This window comes from Algicella marina, from assembly GCF_009931615.1.
In the GTDB taxonomy this organism is placed as follows: domain Bacteria; phylum Pseudomonadota; class Alphaproteobacteria; order Rhodobacterales; family Rhodobacteraceae; genus Algicella; species Algicella marina.
In genome coordinates, this window is sequence record NZ_CP046620.1 from 3898757 (window position 1) to 3915621 (window position 16865).

Sequence of the window (16865 nt, forward strand, 5' to 3'; positions counted from 1 at the left end):
GATGGCGTGGAGGTGCCTCAACCGAACAGGCGGGATTGAAACCAGATGAGGGCGGGATACGCACTGATCCATGCCCAGAAGAAGCGGTTGAGGCCGAGGCAGAAGGCGTTGGCGAGGTGGAAAACCGCACCGATGGCGAGGGCGGCCATGAGGGTGAACTGGTGGAAGAGGGCGAGGGGAAACAGAAGTTCGAAGGCGATGACGGCCCAGCTTGCCAGAACCAGGGTTCGGGGTCGGTGCGCCAGTGCGCGCATCGCTTCGCTGGCCGGGTAGGCGGAGTAGGCGAAGACATCGCGCAGGGCGCGGCCGGAGCGCCAGGCGGCCCGGACGACCTTGACCCAGCCGGACACGAAATAGGAGAGCAGCAGTTGCACGGCGAGATAGGCCAGCGCCATGTCCTGCCAGTAGGGATCCGGAGCGAGGTGCGCCAGGCCGGCGCAGGTGAGGACGAGCATCACCATCTTGTCGGCACCGCCATTGTAGGGGCCGTCGAAGCGGTGGAGTTGGATAAGGCAGACGAGCCACAGGCCAATGAGGGCCGCGGCGGGAAAGGTGCCTGTAAGCAGGCAGACGGCGAGTGCGATCTGGGGCAGGAACAGGCGGTGGTGGCCCGTGGCGACGTGTTCTGCCGCGCGCTGCAACAGGGCGATGGCGAGCAGCATCTCCGTCCAGCGCAGGGCTTCGGCGGCTGTCATGGGTGGACGGCTGCAAGAAGGATCGGGGCGCTTTCGTGGATCGTGCGCCGTTCCTCGCCATCGGGGTCGCGGACCAGGAACACCAGCCGGAACTGCATCCGCGTGGCGCTGCCGGCGTGCAGGCAGGCTGCAAGCCAGCGGTTGATTTCGTCGATGGCGTGTTGCGATGGGTCGAGGGCCAACCGCTCCGCGCAGGCGGTGGCGTAGAGGCAGGCGTTGCGGTCCGGGTTCCAGAACAGCCGCCGGAGCATCGCTGCCGGGCCGAGGCGGCCCGGGCGTTGCCAGGCCGGCTGCCATTCGCCGGTTCGGCCATGTTCCAGCAGGCGATACTCTATCCGGGGGCTGGGGCCGACTTCGGGAAAGAAGCGCCAGGAGGGCAGGAGGACGGGAAGTAGCAGGCGAATGATGCGGCGCATGGAATGGAGCGTGGTGGATCATGCTTAACCAAAGGTTGCCCCGTATGCAGCAGGAGCGGCGGCATGGCGGATTTTCGGGCGTCATGAGTATCCCGGCGGCGCATCGTGTCTTTCATCTTTGCGCAAATACGCCGACACTGAACCCGTTCGTGCCGGGCCCCCGGCGTGGACAGGACGGGTACAGATGAAGGGGCGGGAGGCGCCATGGCGGCCCGCGACAGGATGGAGACTGCGATGAGCCGGATCGTTTACGTGAACGGGGATTATGTGCCGGAGGCGGAGGCGAAGATTTCCGTGTTCGACCGCGGCTTCCTGATGGCCGACGGTGTCTATGAGGTGACCTCGGTGCTGGCGGGGCGGATGATCGATTTCGCGGCGCATATGGCGCGGCTGCGGCGGTCGCTGGCGGAACTGGAGATGGACGCCCCGGCCGGGGAGGCGGAGCTGGAGGCGATCCACCGGGAGATGATCGCGCGCAATGCGCTGGAAGAGGGCATGATTTACATGCAGGTCACCCGCGGGGCGGCCGACCGGGATTTTACCTATCCCGAGGGGGCCGAGCCTTCGCTGGTGCTATTCACGCAGGCCAGGCCGCTGCGGGATACTGCCGGCGCGCGAAATGGCATTCGCGTCATCACCGTGCCGGACATCCGCTGGGCGCGGCGGGATATCAAGACGGTGCAGTTGCTGGCGCCGTCGATGTGCAAGATGGCGGCGAAGACGGCCGGGGTTGACGATGCGTGGATGCAGGAGGACGGGGTGGTGACCGAAGGCACCTCTAACAATGCCTGCATCGTTACGGCTGAGGGCACAGTGGTGACACGCGATCTGTCGAGCGACATCCTGCATGGGATCACACGCGCGGCGGTGCTGCGCTTCGCCCGCGAGGCGCAGGTCAAGGTCGAGGAGCGGGCCTTTACCGTCGAGGAGGCGCGGGCGGCGGCGGAGGCATTCGTGACCTCGGCTTCCTCTTTCGTGACGCCGGTGGTGGAAATCGACGGTACGGCGATCGGGGATGGCACGCCCGGGCCGGTGGCACGACGGTTGCGGGACATCTACATCGAGGAGAGCCTGAAGGCTGCTACCTGAAAGCTTGCAAGTGTGACGCTGCGCATTTCGCGGCCACGACGCCGCGTGGTATCCTGCCTGCATCGGGGGGGTGCTTTGGGGGCGTGGATTTGATGAAGACATTTCTTGAGAATGCCAAGGCGGTCCTGACACTGTTCACGACCGGGGCGTTGGCGGCGCTTATCCTCGGGTTGGTGTTCCTGCCGGCGCAGACCACGGGGTTCATCGTCAACCGGCTGAAGACGATGGACGGCGCCGGAGTGGAGTTGACGGGCTTTCTGGGGGTTTCGGTCCGATCCAAATTCGACGAGGTGGCCAGCGACCTGGAGGCGACGGACGAGCGGCTGCTTGATCTGCGGGAAAAGCTGACATGCCTGCTGGACGGTGCGTGCAGCGAGACCGAACGGGCAGAAATCCTGACACTGGCCGGACTGGAGATGGAGCCGCCGGCGGAAGCGGCGGTCGAGGGTGCGCCGCAGGGCGGCGAAGAGGACACGGTTTCGGGAGCGGTGATCGCGCCGGAGGCGGAAACGGTGGAGAAGGTGACTTATGAACCGTGGCGTGGCAGTTGGATCGTGGTGGCCGGGGCGGACAAGACGCTGGCGCAGGCGCAGTACGAGTTGCGGCGGCTGGCGAAGCTGCCGTTCGATATGAAGATAGTGGAGAGAGAGGGATTTTTTCGGCTGATCGCGGAGTTCGATACCCAGTCGGAGGCGAATGCGGCGCTACCAGTGGTGACCGATGCGACGCAACCGGGGAGTTATATTCGCGCCTATGCCCTGTGGTGCCGGGACCTGTTGCCCGCGCGTGACGACGGCGTGCCTGTCTGCGAGACCTGACGATCAGCCAATGAGCGCCTCGGCAAGGCGGCCTGTCAGGTGAACGGGGCGACCGGCGGCGAAGGTGGCAAGGATCCGGCGGCTGGTGGTGTCCAACACCACCACGTCCGCCCGCAGGCCCGGGGCGATGCGGCCCCTGTCCGCCAGCCCCATGGTGGCGGCCGGGCTGGAAGAGACCAGCGCCCACGCCTTCGGCAGTGACAGTGTGCCTCTGTCGGCGAGGGCGAAGGCGGCGTCGGCGGTCGAAGGATAGTGGTAGTCGGACGCGATGGCGGTGACGAGTCCATCGGCGATCAGCGGTTCGGCGGCGATGCCGCCGCGGTTGTGGCTGCCGCCGCGGACGATGTTCGGTGCGCCCATGACCACCGGATCACCCGCGGCTGTGGCGGCTTCGGCGGCGGTGCGGGTGACGGGAAATTCGGCAATTTGCAGGCCCATGCGGCTCCAGCTCTGACGGGTGGCCGCGTCGGTGTCGTCGTGCGAGCCGAGGCGGAGGCCACGGGATCGGAGACGGGTGGCAAGGGCGGCCACGAACGCCGGCACCTCGTCCCCGAGGTCGTGAAGGCGGTTCATCTCTGCGAGGTATCTTTCCGGCGAGGTGCCGGCCTTGGCCGCGGAGCCGGCGAGGCGCGGCGGCTTGCGGCCTTCGGCGAGGTAGGTGTGCGGAAGATGATCGTTGAAGACCAGATAGTCGATACCGTGGCGGTTGACGAATGCCTCCACTTCCGGTCCGTCCGCGACCATGTGGGTTTCCAGCCGCAGTTGCAGCCGCAGGTCCAGCCGGGCCTCGTAGGCGGCGACCGCCTCGGCCACGCGGGCGGCGAAGGCTGGCGCGCGCATGCCACCTTCCCACGACCAGAACTGCGCCAGCCACGAGGTGGTGATGCCGCAGGCCGCGATTTCGGCCTCGACCCAGCGCAGCGCGCGGCGAAAGTCGGTGACGACACCGCGACGGGGGGCTAGGTGGCGTTCAAAGCCGTCGCCGTGCAGGTCGACGATGCCGGGCAGGATCATCAGGCCGGTGGCGTCGATCACCCTGTCGCCGGAATGCACCCTGTCGCACAGGCGACCGTCGCGAAAGGCGATGTCACCCGTGGCAAAGCCATCAGGGGCGAGAATTTCGGCGCCGGCGAGGCGCAAGTCGGCGGGCACGGGCGGTGGCTCAGCTATCCTTGTGGGAGACTTCGAAGGCAGCCTTCTGCGCGTCGGTGGCATCGGATTGGTACTTCTCCTTCCACTCGGCGAAGGGCATGCCGTAGAAGGCTTCGCGGCCCTCTTCCTTCGACATGTCGATGCCACGCTCATTCGCGGCCTCCTGGTACCAGCGGCTGAGGCAGTTGCGGCAGAAGCCGGCGAGATTCATCATGTCGATGTTCTGCACATCCGTGCGCTCCTGAAGGTGCTGCCGGAGGCGGCGGAAAGCTGCGGCTTCGAGTTCCAGCTGTGTCTGGGCGTCCATGGGATGTCCTTTTCTTCAGGTAGGCAGCAGGGGTGCCAGCAGGCGGGTGAGGCGGGCCGCCCATTCCTGCTGGCCGGTTTCCCCTGATATGAGGTCGTTTCGGATTTCGATCAAGACATGGGGCAGGCCGCGCATCGTGCCGTGGCGGTGCATGCAGTCGCCCTCCAACCGGCCGGTATAGGGCTCGTTGTCGCCGGTGACGATGTCGGGCTCGTCACGCAGTGCTTCCAGCAGGGGGGTGACGAGGCGGGTGTCGCTGTCCCAGAGGATGCCGACATGCCACGGACGCGGCGGGCGGGCGCGGAGTTGCGGGGTGAAGGAATGGATGGAGAGGATGTGTGGCGTCTGGCCCCGGGCCTCCATCGCATCGAGACGTGCGGTGATGGCATCGTGGTAGGGGGTGTGGCAGAGCGCCTTGCGCCGCTCCAACTCCGCAGCGTCGGCGTGGCGGTTGGCGGGGATAATGGAGCCATCGTAGAGTTTCATCAGGAGTGTGGGATCATCCGGGCCGCGGTTCGGGTCGATAACCAGCCGAGAAAAATTCGAGAGGATGGCGGCGGCGCCCAGTTGCGCGGAAAGAAGGCGGGTGAGAGCGGCTGCGCCGACATCCCAGGCGATGTGGCGGGCCATATCCTCCGCCGAGAGGCCGAGATCGCCGCCCGAGACTGTGGGTGGCACGAAGTTGCTGGCGTGATCGCAGAGCAGCAGCACGGGTGAGGACGACAATTCGTTCACTACCTCGAATGCCCGATACTCTGCCATGACGCCGCCCTTCATGTTCAATCCGGCGGCATTGTTAGTGGTCATATCCGCCGTTCACCACCGGAAAGCAGTGGTTGGGCGCTTTTCGAGGCCAAAAAGAAAGGAAATAACCGTCTTTTTGCCGGACAATAGCGATTCGCTCGTCTATAGACGGGCGCGAGGCCCAAATTCGAGCAGGTGAGACGTATTATGGCGAAGCGCAATCGGAACGTGAAAGTCGTGGCAACCCTAGGTCCGGCTTCCAGTACATACGAGCAGATCAAGGCGCTGTACCTCGCCGGGGCGGATGTCTTCCGGCTGAATATGAGCCACGGCACCCACGACGACATCCGGCAACGGCACGCGATTATCCGCGACCTGGAAATGGAACTGGAGCGGCCGATCTGCATTCTGGCTGACCTGCAGGGACCGAAGCTGCGGGTGGCGACGTTCAAGAACGGCTCCGAGATGCTGGAAGAGGGTGCAAGCTTCACCTTTGATCTGAAGGATGAAGAAGGCGATGCGACGCGGGTGCGGCTGCCGCACACTGAAATTCTGGAGGCGCTTGAAGTCGGCTCCACCCTTCTGGTCAATGACGGCAAGATCCGGATGCGGGTTCAGGAACGCTCCGATGAGCATGCGACCTGCCTCGTCGAGGTCGGCGGCGAAATTTCCAACCGCAAGGGCGTGAACGTGCCGGACGTGATCCTGCCACTGGCGGCGCTGACGGAGAAGGACAGGATCGACCTCGAATTTGCCTGCGACCTCGGCGTCGACTGGTTGGCGCTGAGCTTCGTTCAGCGGCCGGCGGACGTGGAAGAGGCGCGCGAACTGGTGAAGGGCCGGGCCTCGGTGATGGTCAAGGTGGAGAAGCCGGCGGCGGTGAAGGCCTTCGACAGCATCCTTGCGGCCTGTGACGGGATCATGGTCGCGCGTGGCGATCTCGGCGTGGAACTGCCGATCCACCAGTTGCCGCCGTTGCAGAAGCGGATGGTGCGCGGTTGCCGGGCCGTCGGCAAGCCGGTGATCGTGGCAACGCAGATGATGGAAAGCATGATTTCCAGCCCTGTGCCGACACGGGCCGAGGTTTCCGACGTGGCGCAGGCGATCTACGAAGGGGCGGACGCGGTGATGCTGTCAGCGGAATCGGCGGCGGGCGACTATCCGGTTGAGGCCGTGGCGATGATGAACAGCGTTGCCGAAAGCGTGGAAGCGGATTCGATCTACGGCCAGGTAATCGAGGCATCGCGGACCCCGTCCAAGGCCAGCGTCTCGGACGCAATCACGGCGGCGGCGCGCGAAGTGGCGGAAACGACGGACGTGAAGGCGATCTGCTGCTTCACGCACTCCGGCACGACGGCGCAACTGATGAGCCGCGAGAAACCGCGGGTGCCGATCATCGCCCTGACGCCGAAACCGGCGACGGCACGACGGCTGACGCTGACATGGGGCCTGCACTGCGTGGTGACCGCTGAAGTGGAACGCTTCAAGATGGCAGTCGTATCGGCGGCGAGAACGGCTCGGGCGGACGGGTTCGGCAATGAGAACGATTTCATCATCGTGACCGCCGGCGTGCCCTTCAACACGCCCGGCACGACGAACATTCTGCGCGTTGCCCCGCTTGACGAGAAGAAGATCTTCGAGGGCGGGCCGGAATAGGCCCGCGCCGCGACCTTTCCTGACACAGCGCCCATCCAACGGGCGATCCTGCACTTTCGTCAGCGCACGCGGCTTCGGTTGCGTGTGCAGCGCGAGCGCCTTCGCGCGGCAGCACAATGCTCTTTCAGAGCGGAACCAGCCGGTCCGGCACGGGTGACGACTGGACGATGGAGGAGTTCGTCGCGCCGAAGGGGATGATCCTGTCGATCACGGCTTCCATTTCCGCGACATCGCGAACATGCGCGCGGGCGACGAAACAATCTTCACCGGAAACACGCTCGCAGGTCACGATCTGAGGGGTCGCGCGGATCGCCTCGACCATGTTCGCCATCTCGCCGGGAAGCGGCCGGGCGCGGATCAGAACGGTGAGAGCGTAGCCGAGCCGGGCCGGGTCTATGTGCGCGCCGTAACCGGCGATGATGCCGACATCTTCAAGACGACGTACCCGATCGGCCACGCTGGGTGCGGACAGCCCGACGCGGCGGGCAAGCTCGGCGCGTGGAAGCCGGGCATCCGACGCCAGTTCGCGCAGGATGGCGGCATCCATTGCGTCCAAGAGGCTTTTCTCAGATCGAAAGCTGCGGCGCTGATTTGCCTTCGATACCACATGAGATTCAGGTGTTTTGATCATGAATGGCCATATCGGTTTGCGTTTACACCTTGCATCTTTGCACCATGACAGATCAAGCCCCCCTCTCCCCCGCGCCCGGCCCGGCCCAAGGCTCCATGTCGCGCATGTCGGAGGCCGTGCCGCCGCACGCCTGGTTCGGCGTCTCCGCCATCTTTCACTATCTCGGGCCGGCCTTCGCGGTGTTGCTCTTTCCGGCTGTCGGCGTGCTCGGGGTCGCGTGGTTTCGTATCGCGACGGCGGCATTGGTGTTCGCACCCGTCACGCGGCCCTGGCGCACCTTCGTGGCTGCCAGCGGGCACGAGCGAGTGCTTCTGCTGATGCTCGGGGCCTGCCTGGCGGTAATGAACACTTCGTTCTATCTCGCGCTCGACCGGTTGCCGATCGCGCTGGTGGCGGCGATCGAATTTGTCGGGACTATCGGCATCGCGGTCTGGGGGCTGGGTACCGGGCGCAACTATGCGGCGCTGCTTCTGGCCATCATCGGGGTGGCGCTTCTGATCGATGTGCCGTCGCTGGTAGCGGCGGAGAGCGGGGCTTTGACATCCGATCTGCTGGGGCTGGTCTGGGCCGTGGTGAATGGCGCGCTCTTTGTTGTGTATATCGTTCTGGGGCACCGGTTTTCGCAGGGTGGGGCATCGGGCGGCGTGGAGCGGCTGGGGGCGGCGATGGCGGTGGCCTTCGTGTGCGTGATTCCAATCGGATTCGTGCAGGCGATGGAGGCGTTCGGTGCGCCGATACTGGTGCTTGCGGGTGTCGGCGTCGGACTTTGCTCGTCAGTCATCCCGTATGTGTGCGATCAGCTTGCCATGGCGCGACTGCCGCGCGCGAGTTTCGCGCTGCTGCTTGCGTTGCTGCCGGCCACGGCCGCGATCATCGGTGTGATCGTGCTACGGCAGGTTCCCGGACGGTTGGAGAGCATCGGTGTGATGCTCGTGATGGTCGGTGTGGCGATTCACAGGCCCGCACAGGCCGAAATGGGCGCGGCCCGGTCACGACGCCGGGCCGCGACGGCGGAGTGAGCGCCGCTACAAAACACCGTTGCAAATCTCGCCCGGTTCTGTAGAAGGGCGGCTCGATTGATGCGTCCGGCCGGTAGGGCTGCCGAGTCGTGTCTGACTGCAACGTTCTTCGAGGAGACGAAAATGCCCAAGATGAAGACCAAGTCGAGCGCCAAGAAGCGCTTCAAGGTGACGGCCACGGGCCGTGTGCTGGCGGCCCAGGCGGGCAAGCGGCACGGAATGATCAAACGTTCGAACAAGTTCATCCGCAGCGCGCGCGGCACGACTACCCTTTCCGCCGCTGATGAAAAGATCGTCAAGGGCTACATGCCCTACGACCGCTGAGGAGGATCCGACATGTCTCGAGTTAAGGGCGGCGCCGCCGCACACGCAAAACACCGCAAGGTCGTCAAGGCAGCCAAAGGCTACTACGGCGCGCGCAAATCCAACTTCCGCACCGCGACGCAGGCCGTCGACAAGGCGATGCAGTATGCCACGCGCGACCGCGCGGCCAAAAAGCGCAACTTCCGCGCCCTTTGGATCCAGCGCATCAACGCCGGTGTCCGGGCACATGACGAGAGCCTGAACTATTCCAAGTTCATCAACGGCCTCAGCCTTGCCGGTATCGAAGTGGACCGCAAGGTTCTCGCCGATCTGGCCGTGCATGAGCCGGAAGCTTTCGCCGCTATCGTGGATCAGGCAAAGCAGGCGCTCGCCTGACCTGACGCGTTCAGCAAACACGAGGCCAGCCCGTCTTGCGCGGCTGGCCTTTTCTTTGCCAATTTTCACGAGTAGATGACCAAAACGTAAGCGTAATGATGCACTGCGGCGTGTTTTTGCTGCGCTGCGAATTTTGTGGTGTTGCCGGGCGATGGATCTGCATTACGTTGGCGTAAGAGGACCAGTCAGGTTTGGTCAGTGTGGGTTTCAGATTTGGATACGACTATTAACGACGCGGCGGTCGTCAACATCGGTGCCGAGAACGGCAATCCGTCTTCCATCAGTTTTTGGAAGCTGGTGGCCGAGGACTTCCGGACGAATGACAGCGACTTCTTCAGCCAGGGTTTCTGGGCCCTGTTCTGGCACCGGTATGGCAACTGGCGCATGAGCGTGCGACCGAAGCTGCTACGGGCGCCTTTCTCCCTGATCTACAAGATCATGTTCAAGGTGACCGAGTGGATGTGCGGTATTCACCTTCCCTATACGGTCGCCGTGGGCCGGAGGGTGCGGCTTGATCATTTTGGCGGCATGATACTTATGGCGCGGTCGATCGGTGATGACGTGCTGATCCGCCAGAACACGACAATGGGCATTCGTGACATGGATGACCTGCTGGCCAACCCGGTGATCGGCAATGGCGTGGAGATTGGCGCCGGTGCGGCCATCCTTGGCCGGGTTGTGGTGGGTGACAGGGCGCGGATCGGCGCCAATGCCGTCGTCGTGCGGGATGTCATGCCTGGCCGGACTGTGGGCGGCGTGCCGGCGCGGGTGATCGGCCGTGCCGAAGGCGCGTTCGGACCTGACGAAGACCATCGACCGGTTCAGCGGCACTGAGCCCGCGTGGCCGGTACGCAAACATCATCCGAAAGTGTTGATCGGGTGCCGCGTCTTGCTCTTGCCACACACATCCCCCTCCAGTACGGCTTGAAGCCCAGACGGGCCTCAGGAGTGTTACGATGTCTATTCCTCAATCGGGTGGCGGGCCCATCGAATCATTTTCCGACCTCGCGGGAATGCTGGAACGCGGTTGCAAGCCGGTGGCGGATTTTCGCATCGGAACCGAACACGAGAAATTCGGCTACTGTCTAGAGACGCATGGGCCGCTGCCTTATGAGGGCGACTGCTCCATCCTCGCGGTACTGGAGGGCCTGCGCGACAGGTTCGGATGGGCAGCGCTGGAGGAAGCCGGCAAGCTGATCGGGCTGAAGAAGGCTGGCGCGAACATCTCTCTGGAACCGGGCGGGCAGCTGGAGCTGTCGGGCGCGCCTTTGGAGACGATCCATGAAACTTGCGACGAGGTGAACCAGCATCTGCGCGAAGTGCAGGAGATAGCCGACCAGATCGGCGCGGGGTTCATCGGCCTGGGAGCGGCACCGGAGTGGCTGCACGAAGATATGCCGCTGATGCCGAAGGGCCGCTACAAGCTCATGGATGCCTACATGGAGAAGGTCGGCACCATGGGGCGGGTGATGATGCGGCGGACCTGCACGGTGCAGGTGAACCTCGATTTCGGCTCCGAGGCCGATATGGTCAGGAAATTCCGCGTGGCGCTGGCCCTGCAGCCGGTGGCGGTGGCGCTGTTTGCCAATTCGCCGTTCTTCGAGGGCAAGGTGAATGGCCACAAGAGCTGGCGCAGCCGCGTGTGGCGGGCGCTGGACGACAGCCGGACGGGCATGTTGCCCTTCGTGTTCGAAGACGGGATGGGCTTCGAGCGTTACGTGGACTACGCTCTCGACGTGCCGATGTACTTTGTCTATCGCGATGGGAAATACATCGACGCGCTGGGCCAGAGTTTCCGTGATTTCCTGAACGGAGAATTGCCGGCACTGCCGGGCGAGAAGCCGCTGATGAGCGACTGGGCCGACCATCTGACGACGATCTTTCCCGAAGCGCGGATCAAGCAGTTCATGGAGATGCGCGGTGCTGACGGCGGACCCTGGCGTCGCCTGTGCGCGTTGCCGGCCTTCTGGGTGGGCCTGATGTACGACGACACGGCGCTCGATGCGGCGTGGCAGGTCTGCAAGGACTGGGATGCCGAGGCGCGGGACAAGCTGCGCGTCGATGCCTCCGTGCTGGGGTTGCAGGCAGAGATCGCCGGACGCAGCCTGCTGGACGTGGCGCGGGACGTGGTGGCGATATCGGCAGCTGGCCTGAAAGCGCGGGCGCGGCCGGGCGCGGGAGGGCTGATCCCCGACGAGACGCATTTCCTGAACGCGTTGCAGGAGAGTGTTGAGACGGGCATGGTGCCGGCGGACGAGTTGCTGGCGCGGTACAACGGGGCGTGGGGCGGCGATCTTTCACAGATATATGGTGAGTTCTCTTATTGAGGTCGTCGGTTCGGGCCCGGGGAACGATCATGTGTTTCCTTGTGGTCGCTGCCGTGTGGAAACGCGAAAAACTCTCTCAATTGCCCAAAAGAAAACTCAAACTGCAGTAGAGTAGCGCGATGCTGTTTTTCGAGCTTCAGTTCTATCTGCTGTTTGCGATCTTCTACCCGGTCTATTTCCGTTGCCCAGTCCGGTACCAGCGGCACGTTATACTGGTGGCGAGCTATGTTTTCTACGCCGCGTGGGATGCGCGATTCCTGAGCCTGCTGGTCGCGTCGACGTTGGTGGATTTCGTGGCAGGGCGGAAGATTCATGCCGGGCAGAGGCGACGGTTCTGGCTCGGCGTGAGCCTGTGCTTCAACCTCGGGATGCTCGGGGTTTTCAAGTATTTCGATTTCTTTTCGGTGACTTTCGCCGATGCGTTCGGCGTGTCGCCCGACAACCGCATCCTGCTCGACGTGGTGCTGCCGGCGGGGATTTCGTTCTACACGTTCCAGACGCTGAGCTACACGCTGGACATTTATCGCGGCGAACAAAAACCGACCGACAGTTTCGTCGATTTCGCTGCTTTCGTGGCATTCTTTCCGCAACTGATCGCCGGGCCGATCGAGAGGGCGGGACATCTGCTGCCGCAGATCGCGGCGGAGCACCGGGAGAGCCTCGCCAACCTGCGGGCCGGGGCGCGGCTGTTCCTTTTCGGGCTGTTCAAGAAGCTGGTGATTGCTGACAACATGGGCCGTTTCGTGGACCCGGTGTTTGCCGACCCGGGGGCGTTTCCGCCACAAACGCTGCTGCTTGCGGCCTATTTCTTCGCCTTCCAAATCTACTGCGACTTTTCCGGCTATACCGACATGGCGCGGGGGATCGCACGGAGCCTTGGCATCGAGCTGTCGCTCAATTTCCGGCGGCCTTACCTGGCGACGAGCCTGAGGGATTTCTGGCAGCGTTGGCATATCACGTTGTATAGCTGGCTGCGCGACTACGTTTACAAGCCGCTCGGCGGTAGCCGCCATGGCGATGTGCGCACGGCGCGGAACATCCTTGTGGTGTTCACGCTGTCCGGGCTGTGGCACGGGGCAGGGTGGAATTTTATCCTGTGGGGTGCGTTCCACGGCGTGTGGCTATGCCTTGAGCGCTGGGTGGGCTCGACTGGTCTTGGCCGGACCCTGGGGCGCTTGCCGGCGGCGGTGAAGGCGGTGCTGATCTTTCACCTTGTGACTGCGGCATGGATCCTGTTCCGGGCGCCGGACATGGCGACCGTCTCGGCCTATTTCCGGGGGCTGGCGCAATTGCGCCCTGCCGATCTGCTGCCGGGCGTGGAGCGTTTCGCAGCGGAGTATGGCAGCTTTGATCTGCCGGTGCTGGGCGGTAGCCCGGAGGCATTCGGAATGGCTGTGTTCGGGCTGGCACTGTGCGGACCGCTGATGCTGCTGCAGGTGTATCGGACGCGGAAGGGCGAGATCTTCGAAGCGCACTGGTCGCGGAGCCAACAGGTGGTTTTCTATGGACTGCTGTGTTTGACGGTGTTCTGGCTGGCGCCCGACGTTCAGAAACAGTTCATCTATTTCCAGTTCTGAAGGAGGAGAGGCGATGCGATATCTGATCGGCTTGTGCGTCCTTCTCGGGGTGCTGGTCACCGTCAACGCCATCAGCGTCTTCGTTTTTGAGCCGATCGATACAAATACAGAGATCGGGCGGTCAATTTCCTCGCGGATGGACCGGCTGGGCATGGAAAACGATGTGGTGTTCTTCGGCGACAGCCGTTCGCACCAGGGACTCGACCCGCGGGTGATACGGCGGGAGTATCAGGACCTGACGGGCGAGAGCATGATGTCCCTGAACCTCGCGCGCCCCGGCCAGCAGGTGCCTGTCAGCTATTACGCGCTGGAGAACTATATGGCGCGGGCGGATGTAGCGCCGAAGCATATCGTCGTGAACTTTTCACATCACATCATGTACGGGCGGGAGTGGTTCCAGGCCTATTACCTGCACGGCTTCCGCCCGACGGCGGCGCAGGCTGTCGATGCGGAGCGGAGCGGGTTAGTCTCATTGCCCGGAGCGGTGGAATGGTATCTGCGGACGCGCCTGCCGGCCTGGCATGGCAAGAAGACGTTCCACAACAACCTGATTCCGGCGCTGACGGAAGGCGATGGTGGGCTCGTGGCAGCGCTCGACAACCAGCGAAAGCTGGAGGCCACACTGTATGATCCGGAAATCCGGGGTTTCTACCCGCGTGGCTTGGCGTATATTGCCGCCGATGAGCGCAACGTGACTGTGCCATATGAGCCCGCACGCGATGATGCTGTGCTGTTGTCCTATGTTCCGCGGATGGCCCGATTGGCCGCGGATCATGGTGCCGAGCTTGTCATCTTCGAGTTTCCGTGGCCGGAAATCTATCGTGACAGCGCAGTGGACAAGTATAGCCGTGACCGGTTGACGACGGTTCTGAAGACAGTGCTGGCGGATGAGGAGAATGTTCGCTTCATCAGTTACGATCCGTTCATGCCGCCGGAAAATTTCGCTGACCCGCTGCATCTGAACTCGCGCGGGGCGGAGGCGCTTTCCCGGCTGATGGCCGGGTGGCTGGCCCGGCCCGAAGGCCGGTGAGAGCTATGACTGCCAACCCGGCGAAGAGGGCCCCTCGCGGAGCCTTCGCCACCTTCGGCGGGCGTCAGACTGGCGCCTGTTCTGTCCCGGTGATGCCCGTGGAATGTGACATCGTATCAGCGGGCTGTGTGGCCCTGTTTGCCGCTTCCAACACCACTGCTTGAAGACGGCCGGCAGCGAATGTGAAGCCGATGCCGAGGGCGATGCCGGTGAAGCCCAGAGCGGTGTAGAGCGGGCTGAGGCCGCCTGCCGTCAGGATCGGGAAGAGGGCCGCGACCAGGGCGACGATGCCAGCGCCGATGGCGGCGAAGCCGGTCAGAATTGTGAGCGCCCCGGCCTTGGCGGCGCGTCCGGTGGCCGGACAGTCGGCCATCGCAGCGCCCATTTGCCAGACGATTGTGCACAGCACGGCAAGGCCGGTGAGGCTGAGGGCGAAATAGGTGATTTCGAAGCTGGTCATGTTACGCTCCTTGCGGTGTTGAAGAGGTAGATATCGCCAAATCCCCATCCGTAGATTGGGGCACAGGCGAGGCCGAAAGCGGTAAAGAAGATCAGCACCTCCTCCATGTCGCTCAAACCCGTGGCTGCGCCGAAGAGGATGCAGGCCAGTGGGGTCAGCAGGTTTCCGACGAAGGCGGCGAGCGCGAAATGTCCGGGGTGGAAAGCGCCCGCACGGATGGCGAGCCAGAATGCGACAGTGCCGATTGTCAGATAGAACGGGAAGCCGAACAGGACGCCGAGGTAGGGAATGGCGAGTATGGTTATAGCGCCGGCATTGAAGATGAAGGATACGATTACAAGCGGCAGAGCGAAATACAGGGCCGTCAGGGTCGCGCCCCAGAACGGGCCGCCGATGAGTGCATAGATGAAGGTGCCGGTTCGGACCCGAGGCTGAATTTCTGCTATTTCTGTCATGACTGAAATTTCTCCTCAAAAAAATGTCAGGACTTGCCTGGCAGGAGCTTTGTGATGCCTGCACCGAGCTTCAGCAGGCTTTTCTGCACGGGTCGGGGCAGACGCTGTACGTCGCGATACCATTGGTCGAAAAGCGCCATCGTCTCGTAGGTTTCGGCAATGCGCTTGCGGAAAGCCTCGGGTGTGCCATCAGTCCTTGCGCGTTCCAGGGTATCGGCCACAGCTTCGAGCGTGGGCACATACTCCCGCTCCCGCCGACCGGAAACGACGATGTGGACGAGATCGAACATGTCCCGGACCGAGGTGAAATGGTCGCGGCGGTCGCCAAGGCGACGCTCCGTCTGGACAAGTTTCCAACCCTGCAGTTCCTTCAGGCCGGTAGAGACGTTGGAGCGGGCGAGGCCGAGCAACTCGGCGATCGTCTCCGCTGGAAGTGGTTCGGGAGAAAGATGCAGGAGGGCGTGAATCTGGGCAACGGAGCGGTTGACGCCCCATTTGGAACCCATCTCGCCCCAGTGAAGAATGAAGGATTCCATAGACGGCGTCAGTTCCATCAGTCTCTCCATTAATTTCTGTATTAACAGAAATATCAGAACTTACTGGATTATCAATCAATGAATGGCGATTAGGTCAGGAGAAAACGGAGACGTCGTCGAAGCGGGGATCTTCGCCATACGCATTGGGGCCGCGTCGGCCGGGAATCATCATCACGACCAGTCCGGCGAAGGAAATGGCGAGATTGGCTATGGCCAGTTGATAGACAATCTGCGGGTTGGTGATGAGGCCGTCGGTGACGTTGCCGAGAACCGTGGTGACGAACAGGTATCCCAGCAGCCACCAACCGGAGAATCCGAGATCGTGGAGACGGCGTACAGTCACGGCAAGGGACGCGACCCAGACAAGGAGCGTTGGCAGAGCCAATGTCAGTACGAAAATGATGCCGGAAGCGCTGCCGAAGATGTCGCCGATGGAAAAATCGGAGAGCAGCGTGGCGACAAAGGCGATGGCGAAGGCCAGAGCCATGAAAAGGACACTGGCGAGGAAAAACCACCAGTATTCACTGCGCGTGGACCGCCCCGAGAAGGTGCGCCACTTGTAGAGACAGGTTTTGGTTGCGGTAGCGAAATCCATGCCCGCGTTTTCTCAACAGACTATGGCAAACGAAGGGCGCATTGCGCCGAAACCGTGGAGATATTTAAAGTTTCTCCGGCACCAAAGGTAGCAGTGGAGCGATGGAAAACGGGGCTGTCAGGCGAAGACGTTCAGGTCTATCGGACGGCGGGGGTCGTTGCCGAAATTGTTGACGCCGTCGGTGCCGCGCAGACACATCAGCAGGAAGCCGACGAGGGAGGCGAACAGGACAGTGGCGGCCAGCCCGGCTCCGATCATGATGCCGGTATGCGTCATCGGTGCCAGTTCGGACCAGAGGCTCTGCACGAGGCTGAGCACGGCATAGGCGAGATACCAGCGACCGCTGAGGTTGCGGTCGTGCAGCCGGCGGATGGTGACGGAGACCGAAGCGGTCAGCAGGAAGACGAGAAGCGTCACGGCGAGCGCCATATAGGCCGCCATCACCGGTTCCTGGAAGGTGTTGCCGACGCCAATGCCGAGCGCCGAGAGCATTGTGAAGTAGCCGATGAAGAGGCTGATGATCACCACCGCCAGCATGGCATGGAAACTCCAGAATTCACCGCGCGTCGCACGCCCGCTAAATGTGCGCCAATCCGTCAGGGCTTTCTGGCAATGGGTAATGATTTCCATGGTGACCTCGCTACTTACAAGTAAAGATC

At 63.1% G+C, this 16865-nt stretch carries 21 protein-coding genes; 10 read left to right on the forward strand and 11 right to left on the reverse strand.

What is annotated here, in order from left to right:
* Positions 1-17: 17 nt before the first annotated feature.
* Positions 18-695, reverse strand: a complete 678-nt coding sequence (locus tag GO499_RS19125) for an HTTM domain-containing protein (RefSeq protein ID WP_161863687.1) — start codon at positions 693-695, stop codon at positions 18-20.
* Positions 692-1111, reverse strand: coding sequence for a hypothetical protein (locus GO499_RS19130; RefSeq protein WP_161863688.1), 420 nt, complete (start codon positions 1109-1111; stop codon positions 692-694). The genes GO499_RS19125 and GO499_RS19130 overlap by 4 nt, the downstream gene beginning before the upstream one ends.
* A 234-nt stretch (positions 1112-1345) precedes the next feature.
* Here GO499_RS19130 and GO499_RS19135 point away from each other — a divergent pair, with 234 nt between their 5' ends.
* Both GO499_RS19135 and GO499_RS19140 read left to right on the forward strand, forming a co-directional pair.
* Positions 1346-2200 (forward strand): D-amino-acid transaminase, encoded by an 855-nt coding sequence (locus tag GO499_RS19135; protein ID WP_161863689.1) that lies wholly within the window; start codon positions 1346-1348, stop codon positions 2198-2200.
* 92 nt (positions 2201-2292) lie between these two features.
* Positions 2293-3018: an SPOR domain-containing protein gene (locus GO499_RS19140; RefSeq protein ID WP_161863690.1), complete on the forward strand. Its 726-nt coding sequence runs from the start codon at positions 2293-2295 to the stop codon at positions 3016-3018.
* Positions 3019-3021: 3 nt separating this feature from the next.
* On the opposite strand, the gene GO499_RS19145 is transcribed toward GO499_RS19140, so the two are convergent.
* From GO499_RS19145 to GO499_RS19155, 3 genes are read right to left on the reverse strand one after another with little or no spacing between them, the layout of a single operon-like run.
* Positions 3022-4170 carry an alpha-D-ribose 1-methylphosphonate 5-triphosphate diphosphatase gene (locus GO499_RS19145; RefSeq protein WP_284154822.1) on the reverse strand — a complete coding sequence of 383 codons (1149 nt, stop codon included), beginning with the start codon at positions 4168-4170 and terminating at the stop codon, positions 3022-3024.
* A gap of 10 nt (positions 4171-4180) precedes the next feature.
* Complete coding sequence (locus GO499_RS19150) at positions 4181-4477, reverse strand: DUF1244 domain-containing protein (protein ID WP_161863692.1); 297 nt, start codon at positions 4475-4477, stop codon at positions 4181-4183.
* Positions 4478-4492: 15 nt separating this feature from the next.
* Complete coding sequence (locus tag GO499_RS19155) at positions 4493-5284, reverse strand: N-formylglutamate amidohydrolase (RefSeq protein WP_431309877.1); 792 nt, start codon at positions 5282-5284, stop codon at positions 4493-4495.
* Positions 5285-5428: 144 nt separating this feature from the next.
* Here GO499_RS19155 and pyk point away from each other — a divergent pair, with 144 nt between their 5' ends.
* Positions 5429-6877, forward strand: coding sequence for a pyruvate kinase (gene pyk, locus GO499_RS19160; RefSeq protein ID WP_161863693.1), 1449 nt, complete (start codon positions 5429-5431; stop codon positions 6875-6877).
* A gap of 124 nt (positions 6878-7001) precedes the next feature.
* Here the strand turns inward: pyk and GO499_RS19165 are convergent, their stop codons facing one another.
* Positions 7002-7424 (reverse strand): Lrp/AsnC family transcriptional regulator, encoded by a 423-nt coding sequence (locus GO499_RS19165; protein WP_284155004.1) that lies wholly within the window; start codon positions 7422-7424, stop codon positions 7002-7004.
* Positions 7425-7552: 128 nt separating this feature from the next.
* Between GO499_RS19165 and GO499_RS19170 the strand changes: the two genes are divergently transcribed.
* The 7 genes from GO499_RS19170 to GO499_RS19200 all read left to right on the forward strand — a co-directional run bounded on the left by GO499_RS19170 (position 7553) and on the right by GO499_RS19200 (position 14160).
* The gene (locus tag GO499_RS19170) at positions 7553-8527 is read left to right on the forward strand and encodes an EamA family transporter (RefSeq protein WP_161863695.1); all 975 of its coding nucleotides are present in this window, start codon (positions 7553-7555) and stop codon (positions 8525-8527) included.
* A gap of 123 nt (positions 8528-8650) precedes the next feature.
* Entirely contained in the window at positions 8651-8851 is a 201-nt protein-coding gene (rpmI, locus tag GO499_RS19175) for a 50S ribosomal protein L35 (RefSeq protein ID WP_161863696.1), read from the forward strand.
* Positions 8852-8863: 12 nt separating this feature from the next.
* Positions 8864-9226, forward strand: a complete 363-nt coding sequence (gene rplT / locus GO499_RS19180; protein WP_161863697.1) for a 50S ribosomal protein L20 — start codon at positions 8864-8866, stop codon at positions 9224-9226.
* Between the two features lie 213 nt (positions 9227-9439).
* Positions 9440-10060, forward strand: a complete 621-nt coding sequence (locus GO499_RS19185) for a serine O-acetyltransferase (RefSeq protein WP_284154823.1) — start codon at positions 9440-9442, stop codon at positions 10058-10060.
* A 122-nt stretch (positions 10061-10182) separates the two neighbouring features.
* Entirely contained in the window at positions 10183-11553 is a 1371-nt protein-coding gene (locus GO499_RS19190; RefSeq protein ID WP_161863699.1) for a glutamate--cysteine ligase, read from the forward strand.
* 119 nt (positions 11554-11672) lie between these two features.
* Complete coding sequence (locus tag GO499_RS19195; protein WP_161863700.1) at positions 11673-13130, forward strand: MBOAT family O-acyltransferase; 1458 nt, start codon at positions 11673-11675, stop codon at positions 13128-13130.
* 13 nt (positions 13131-13143) lie between these two features.
* Positions 13144-14160 (forward strand): SGNH/GDSL hydrolase family protein, encoded by a 1017-nt coding sequence (locus tag GO499_RS19200; protein WP_161863701.1) that lies wholly within the window; start codon positions 13144-13146, stop codon positions 14158-14160.
* A gap of 64 nt (positions 14161-14224) precedes the next feature.
* Here the strand turns inward: GO499_RS19200 and GO499_RS19205 are convergent, their stop codons facing one another.
* From GO499_RS19205 to GO499_RS19225, 5 genes are all read right to left on the reverse strand, one after another.
* On the reverse strand, positions 14225-14620 hold the full coding sequence (locus GO499_RS19205; RefSeq protein WP_161863702.1) for a hypothetical protein: 396 nt from the start codon (positions 14618-14620) through the stop codon (positions 14225-14227).
* Positions 14617-15075: a hypothetical protein gene (locus GO499_RS19210; protein ID WP_161863703.1), complete on the reverse strand. Its 459-nt coding sequence runs from the start codon at positions 15073-15075 to the stop codon at positions 14617-14619. The genes GO499_RS19205 and GO499_RS19210 overlap by 4 nt, the downstream gene beginning before the upstream one ends.
* Positions 15076-15101: 26 nt before the next feature.
* On the reverse strand, positions 15102-15629 hold the full coding sequence (locus GO499_RS19215) for a GbsR/MarR family transcriptional regulator (RefSeq protein ID WP_161863704.1): 528 nt from the start codon (positions 15627-15629) through the stop codon (positions 15102-15104).
* Positions 15630-15705: 76 nt separating this feature from the next.
* Positions 15706-16206 carry a DUF805 domain-containing protein gene (locus GO499_RS19220; protein WP_161863705.1) on the reverse strand — a complete coding sequence of 167 codons (501 nt, stop codon included), beginning with the start codon at positions 16204-16206 and terminating at the stop codon, positions 15706-15708.
* 117 nt (positions 16207-16323) lie between these two features.
* Positions 16324-16836 (reverse strand): DUF805 domain-containing protein, encoded by a 513-nt coding sequence (locus tag GO499_RS19225; protein ID WP_161863706.1) that lies wholly within the window; start codon positions 16834-16836, stop codon positions 16324-16326.
* Positions 16837-16865: the final 29 nt, after the last annotated feature.